Here is a 6,014-nt window from a genome sequence, read left to right as displayed (position 1 = left end):
TTCACCTTTTAAGAAGTCTGTTTTTCTATGCTATCCATATACTCAACTAAACGCTCGCAGGTTTTTCTGCTCAGAAAATGCTCAACTTTGCAGGCATCGATATTGGCTGTTTTTATATCCAGTCCCAGAATTTCATGAAAAAATTTTGTTAATAATTCGTGCCTTTTTTTTATTTTTCCGGCTATCCTGGACCCTGTTTTTGTCAGCTGGATATCTCCCCTTGATTCGTGTACCACATAACCGTTATTCGCCATATTTTTCAGCATATCGATAACAGACGGCGGCTTAATGTTTAAGCGTTGCGCAAGGCTTTTAACCCTGATCTTTTCACCTGTGTTGCGGATCATGAGGATCGCTTCCAGATAATCTTCCATGGCAGTACTGAGTTTCATGATTTTTTCGTTCCTTTTATATTGACAGCTATCAAATAATAGTTTAAATTAGGTATGACTAATTAGTCAAGCCTAATTTGGAAGCACAAACCGGAAAATATTTATATGGAAACAGCTCTTACGAATTTAAAAAAAGGTGATAAAGCGGAAATAGTGCGTGTTTCGGCAGTCGGAGAAATACGTCGCCGGTTGCTGGATATGGGAGTATGCAGGGGTACACATATCAAGATCCTCAGAGTAGCGCCGTTAGGCGACCCCATAGAAATATTCCTGAAAGGTTTTAATCTTTCTTTAAGAAAAGAAGAAGCCGCTAATATTTATGTTATCAGGATCGGTGAACTTGGCGATGGAAAACCCATGGGCTTGCCAGGGCGCAGGCAGAGCGACGGACAGGAAGGATGCGGCGCTTGAAATGATTAAAAAAAAAGAAATTGTCGTAGCGCTTGCCGGGAACCCGAACAGTGGCAAAACCTCTCTGTTTAATGAACTGGTCGGTACCAACCAGAAAGTCGGGAACTGGGCAGGTGTTACCATTGAAAAATACGAGGGTACTGTTATTCATAAGGGTTACAGCATCAGGTTCATTGACCTTCCCGGAACATATTCCCTTACAGCCTATTCTCCCGAGGAAGTAATAACCAGAAATTTTATCATCGAAAAAAAACCCGATGTTGTGGTTAATGTTGTGGACGGTACCAGTCTGGAAAGAAATTTATATCTCACTGTACAGTTGATGGAACTGAAAACCAATCTGATCCTGGCTTTAAATATGTTTGATGAGGTAGAGAAAGCCGGAATAAAAATAGATATTAAACAGCTGCAGAATCTGTTGGGCTCACATATTGTGCCGACTTCGGCTGTAAAGAAAACCGGCCTTAAATCGCTTCTCGACCATATCGTTCGCGTTTATGAGCACGATATAATTATTGCCAAAAATAAAGTTGTATTTAGTGAACAGATAGAGGGTAAAATAGATGCTCTCGAAAAACTTCTGGAGCAGGAGCCGCAGCTTTCCGGCAAATACCCTGTGCGCTGGCTGGCGATAAAACTGCTGGAAAACGATACACAGGTCTATAATCTGATAAAAGATTACCCGATCTGGATAAAAGCTCTGAAAATATTACATGGTTCAAGTTCCGAACAAGACAGCCCCGAAGAGCCGGACCTGGAAACAGCGATAACCGATGACCGTAATTCTTTTATTCGCGGCGCTTTGCGTGAGACCATGGTTATTTCCGCCCGGAAGAAAAAATCTGTCACCGAACGTATAGATTCCGTTCTGATCAACAGAGTATTGGGGATCCCTATTTTTCTCTTGATCATGTGGTGCGTATTTTCGTTTACTTTTAAATTAGGGGAAGCTCCCATGGGCTGGATTGAATTCTTTTTTAAGTGGTTGGCCAATAGCGTAAGCGCTGTTTTGCCTCAAGGATTTCTGAGGTCAATTATAGTTGACGGTATTATTGCCGGTGTGGGCGGAGTGCTGGTTTTCCTGCCAAATATCATTCTGCTTTTCATTGCCCTGTCTTTTCTGGAGGGCACAGGATACATGGCCAGAGCAGCGTTTGTCATAGATAAGGTCATGCATAAAGTCGGCCTGCATGGTAAATCATTCCTGCCCATGATTACAGGTTTCGGCTGTTCCATTCCGGCTTTGATGGCTACCAGGACTTTAAAAAACAGGGGAGACAGATTGGTAACCATGATGATCATTCCCTTCATGAGCTGCGGTGCCAAGCTTCCTGTATATGTCTTGTTGATCAGCGCTTTTTTTCCGCCGGCTATGGCAGGGAATGTCCTGTTCGCTATCTATATTTTCGGGGTTCTGATCGCTATAATATCGGCCAGATTACTTAAATCCACTATATTAAAAGGATGTTCGGAACCTTTTGTTATGGAACTCCCCGTGTACCGCTTGCCTACAATAAAATCAATATTGATCCAGTCACTGCTCAAAGCTCAAATGTATATTAAAAAAGCAGGCACTACAATTTTACTCGCGTCACTCATCATCTGGTTAGCCAGCAATTATCCGCAAAGCGCGAAAATAAGCGTGGAAACCGGCACCAGTGAACAACAGGTAAACAATTCAATAACCTTGTCATCCGGTCAAAAAGCCGTGGCCATACAAAAACTTGAAAACAATAAAGCTTCCAGACAATTAGAGTATTCAGCGTCAGGTAAAGCAGGAAAACTGATCGAACCGCTCATCAAACCCCTGGGGTTTGACTGGCGAATCGGAGTAGCGCTTATCAGTGGTTTGGCGGCCAAAGAAGTAGTTGTTTCAACCCTGGGTACCATCTACTCGCTGGGTGAAGCAGATGAAAAATCGGTAAATCTGGCCACCAGACTCAGGCACGACCCTGGATTCAGCAAAGCTGCGGCCTTATCTTTAATGGTCTTTGTTCTGCTCTACATCCCCTGTATCGCTACCATTATGGTTTTCAAAAAAGAGTCAGGAGCCTGGAAATGGGTAGGCATATACTCTGTTTACGCGCTTTCGGTTGCCTGGATCTCGTCATTTATTGTTTACAGAATAGCTTTACTCCTCGGGCTTGGCAATTAACCCGTTCCCTTCAAATTTATGCACAGCCAGCCAGGCCGGAAAGACGAAATTTTATTGACATTCCCCTGGAAGCGTACTATATTTGCATATAAGCGCAAATGAGTAAATAATTGCGGGGTATAAATGAAAACCTGTTTAAAGAAATTAAAGTGCCTTGGCGACCAAACCAGAATCAGGATATTAAAAGTGATTATTGAGGCCAACAGGGAATTGTGTGTTTGTGAAATTGTCGATTCCCTGCAAATGCCTTTTTACACCATATCCCGGCATATAAAAGAGTTAAAGAACGCGGAAATTCTTGAGGAAACAAGGGACGGGAAATATATTTTATACTCCTTTCCCGCTAAAAAAGATGCTTTTCTGGATGCCTTGCTTGAGCTTGTTGCCGCCATACCAAACAAGCATTTTTCAACTGATATTAAGCAGCTGAAAAAAAGGCTGAAACTGTGTACCAGAGGCAAGTGTATTATCGGAATTAGCGAAACCGGAGCATCCGGAAAAAGGAGTTAACTGTGTTCGGAGCCATAGACCGGATATTGGGACATTTTGCGGGGTTAATGAGTTGGGGTGCAACTTCTGCTTTGAAATGGTTTTTTAATCTGGCCCGTCTTAATCCTCAAACCCTGGATTCAGTTCACTACACAAGCGCCATAAATTTTTTCTTTTATGATACTGCGAAAATATTTTTGATGCTTTCCATAATAATATTTATAGTATCCCTTATTCGTAGTTTTTTCCCGCCCGAAAGGACCAGGAAACTGCTGGGCGAAGGAAAAGCCAGAGGATTTCTGGGGAATATTTTTGCCGCCTTGCTGGGAATTGTCACTCCCTTTTGTTCCTGTTCGGCTGTGCCAGTATTTATCGGTTTTGTAGAAGCCGGCATTCCGCTGGGGGTTACCTTTTCTTTTCTCATATCCTCACCCATGGTTAATGAAGTGGCTTTAATAATGCTCTGGGGCTTATTCGGCTGGAAGATTGCTTTGTTGTATATTGCTACCGGAGTGGTGAGCGCCATTTTTGCCGGGATTGTCATCGGCAGGCTGAAGCTGGAAAAATATGTGGAAGACTATGTTTATAAAATCAAAGTTGGCAGCGCGGATATCATCAAGCTTTCCTGGGAACAAAGAATTAATGATTCCCTTAAATATGTCGGTGATATTTTAAAAAAAATCTGGCTTTATGTTGTTCTGGGTATAGCTGTTGGCGCGATAATGCATGGTTGGGCGCCTGCGGGACTTCTCACCAGATACGCGGGAAAAGATAATCCTTTCGCCGTTATTATAGCTATTCTGATAGGTATTCCGTTATATTCAAACGCTGCCGGAGTAATTCCCATTGTCAAAGAATTAACCAGACTGGGCATGCAAATGGGTACGGCTCTGGCCTTTATGATGGCTGTAACCGCGCTCAGCCTGCCTGAGATGATTATTTTAAGGAAGGTTCTTAAGCCGCAGCTTCTGGCAGTTTTTATCGGAATAATGACTTTAACTATTATTTTTATCGGGTATGTGTTTAATATGGTAATACATTAAAGCAGTAAAATTTTTTAAAGGAGTAAATTATGCTAAGTGAAAAACCCTGGTATGTTAAAGATTCAAAAATTGGCGACGCTCTGGAAAATTTAAAAGCAGTTAGCAATGAAGATAGTGCACTGGATACCAAGACCAAGGAACTTCTCAAGTTCGCGGTGGCTTCAGTTTTTCGCTGTGAACATTGTACACACAGCCATCTCAAGAAGGCTCTGGCTGCGGGGGCTTCAAGACAAGAGATAACCGAGACTCTGCTCATAGTTTCCACCCAGGCCGCGGCCACACAAATGAATTGGAACAAAGAGGTTTTCGAGAAATATCTGGGTGAAAGGTAGCTGATATTTATATTTTATGAGTCAACACAGCCATATTCACGAGCATGAACATCATCATACGCGCAGCAACGGGAGTGAGCCCAGATTAATTTTTTCTATTCTGCTCAATCTGATTATCTCTGTGGTAGAGATCATCGGCGGAGTGTTTTCAGGGAGTATTTCTCTATTATCCGATGCCTTGCACAATGTCAGTGATACCTTTTCGCTGCTGGCGAGTTTTGTGGGTATGCGTTTGGCAAAAAGAGAAAATAACGAATCCATGACCTTCGGCTACAAACGCGCCGAGGTTTTGATCGCTTTGCTTAATTCCTCAATATTGCTGGTAACATCCTTGTACCTGTTTAAGGAAGCCTTTGTTCGTTTATTAAATCCTGTAGTTATTCATGGCCGGCTGATGATGATTGTTGCTCTGATCAGTCTGGTTGCCAATGTCCTGAGTGTTGTTTTGCTAAAAGGTGACGCTGAGCATAGCCTTAATATTCGTTCCGCCTATCTGCACCTGATTATGGACGCCTTGTCTTCAGTAGCGGTTGTTTTTGGTGCCATTCTGGTGATAATGTTTCAGGTTTATTGGATAGACGGTGTTTTTTCTATGCTTATCAGCGCTTATGTTCTGTTCGGAGGCTACAGTATTCTCTGGGAAGCTATCGGAATTCTGATGCATAATGTACCGAAGTCTGTTGACCTTAGCCGGATTCAGGCCGATATATCGGCTATTAAAGGTGTGCAGGATATACATCATGTACATGTCTGGAGTTTAACGGAAAAGGACATCCATCTGGAAGGGCATATTAATGTAGGGGAAGAATTAACCATGTGTGATGTCAATGAATTGCTTTGCGCCATTGAAAAACTCTTAAGGGAAAAACATGGAATTATTCATACGACAATCCAGGTCGAACATGCGTTATGCAAAAATACCGGTTTGATAGATATAAAATAAAGCGGAGGTAAAATATGATAATTAAAATTTTAGGCTCAGGTTGTCCCAAATGCAAACAGCTGGAAGAAAATACCCGAAAAGCCCTGGCTCTTTCAGGTGTAAACGCGACAGTAGAAAAGGTTACCGAGATGAACAAGATTATGGAATTTGGAGTAATGGCCACACCCGCGCTGGTAGTGGACGGGGTCGTCAAATCCATGGGCAAACTTTTGTCACCCGAAGATATCAAAAAACTTATACTCTGATTTT

At 42.4% G+C, this 6,014-nt stretch carries 8 protein-coding genes; 7 read left to right on the top strand and 1 reads right to left on the bottom strand.

What is annotated here, in order from left to right:
- Positions 1-8: 8 nt before the first annotated feature.
- The gene (locus tag PHV30_11705) at positions 9-392 is read right to left on the bottom strand and encodes a metal-dependent transcriptional regulator (protein MDD5457679.1); all 384 of its coding nucleotides are present in this window, start codon (positions 390-392) and stop codon (positions 9-11) included.
- Between the two features lie 105 nt (positions 393-497).
- On the opposite strand from PHV30_11705, the gene PHV30_11700 reads away from it, so the two are divergent.
- The 7 genes from PHV30_11700 (at position 498) to PHV30_11670 (ending at position 6,010) form a co-directional block, all read left to right on the top strand.
- On the top strand, positions 498-803 hold the full coding sequence (locus PHV30_11700; GenBank protein MDD5457678.1) for a FeoA family protein: 306 nt from the start codon (positions 498-500) through the stop codon (positions 801-803).
- Position 804: 1 nt separating this feature from the next.
- Positions 805-2,958, top strand: coding sequence for a ferrous iron transport protein B (gene feoB, locus PHV30_11695; protein ID MDD5457677.1), 2,154 nt, complete (start codon positions 805-807; stop codon positions 2,956-2,958).
- A gap of 123 nt (positions 2,959-3,081) precedes the next feature.
- Entirely contained in the window at positions 3,082-3,468 is a 387-nt protein-coding gene (locus tag PHV30_11690; GenBank protein MDD5457676.1) for a metalloregulator ArsR/SmtB family transcription factor, read from the top strand.
- A gap of 2 nt (positions 3,469-3,470) precedes the next feature.
- Positions 3,471-4,490: a permease gene (locus tag PHV30_11685; protein MDD5457675.1), complete on the top strand. Its 1,020-nt coding sequence runs from the start codon at positions 3,471-3,473 to the stop codon at positions 4,488-4,490.
- A gap of 29 nt (positions 4,491-4,519) precedes the next feature.
- Positions 4,520-4,822, top strand: a complete 303-nt coding sequence (locus PHV30_11680; protein ID MDD5457674.1) for a carboxymuconolactone decarboxylase family protein — start codon at positions 4,520-4,522, stop codon at positions 4,820-4,822.
- A 16-nt stretch (positions 4,823-4,838) separates the two neighbouring features.
- Complete coding sequence (locus tag PHV30_11675; protein MDD5457673.1) at positions 4,839-5,765, top strand: cation diffusion facilitator family transporter; 927 nt, start codon at positions 4,839-4,841, stop codon at positions 5,763-5,765.
- Positions 5,766-5,779: 14 nt separating this feature from the next.
- The gene (locus tag PHV30_11670) at positions 5,780-6,010 is read left to right on the top strand and encodes a thioredoxin family protein (GenBank protein MDD5457672.1); all 231 of its coding nucleotides are present in this window, start codon (positions 5,780-5,782) and stop codon (positions 6,008-6,010) included.
- The last annotated feature ends 4 nt before the right edge of the window (positions 6,011-6,014 follow it).

The sequence above is a fragment of the Candidatus Margulisiibacteriota bacterium genome (genome assembly GCA_028715625.1).
In the GTDB taxonomy this organism is placed as follows: Bacteria; Margulisbacteria; Riflemargulisbacteria; order GWF2-35-9; family GWF2-35-9; genus JAQURL01.
The sequence above is the reverse complement of the archived record's forward strand: the minus strand, read 5'-3'. Positions and strand labels throughout refer to the sequence as shown.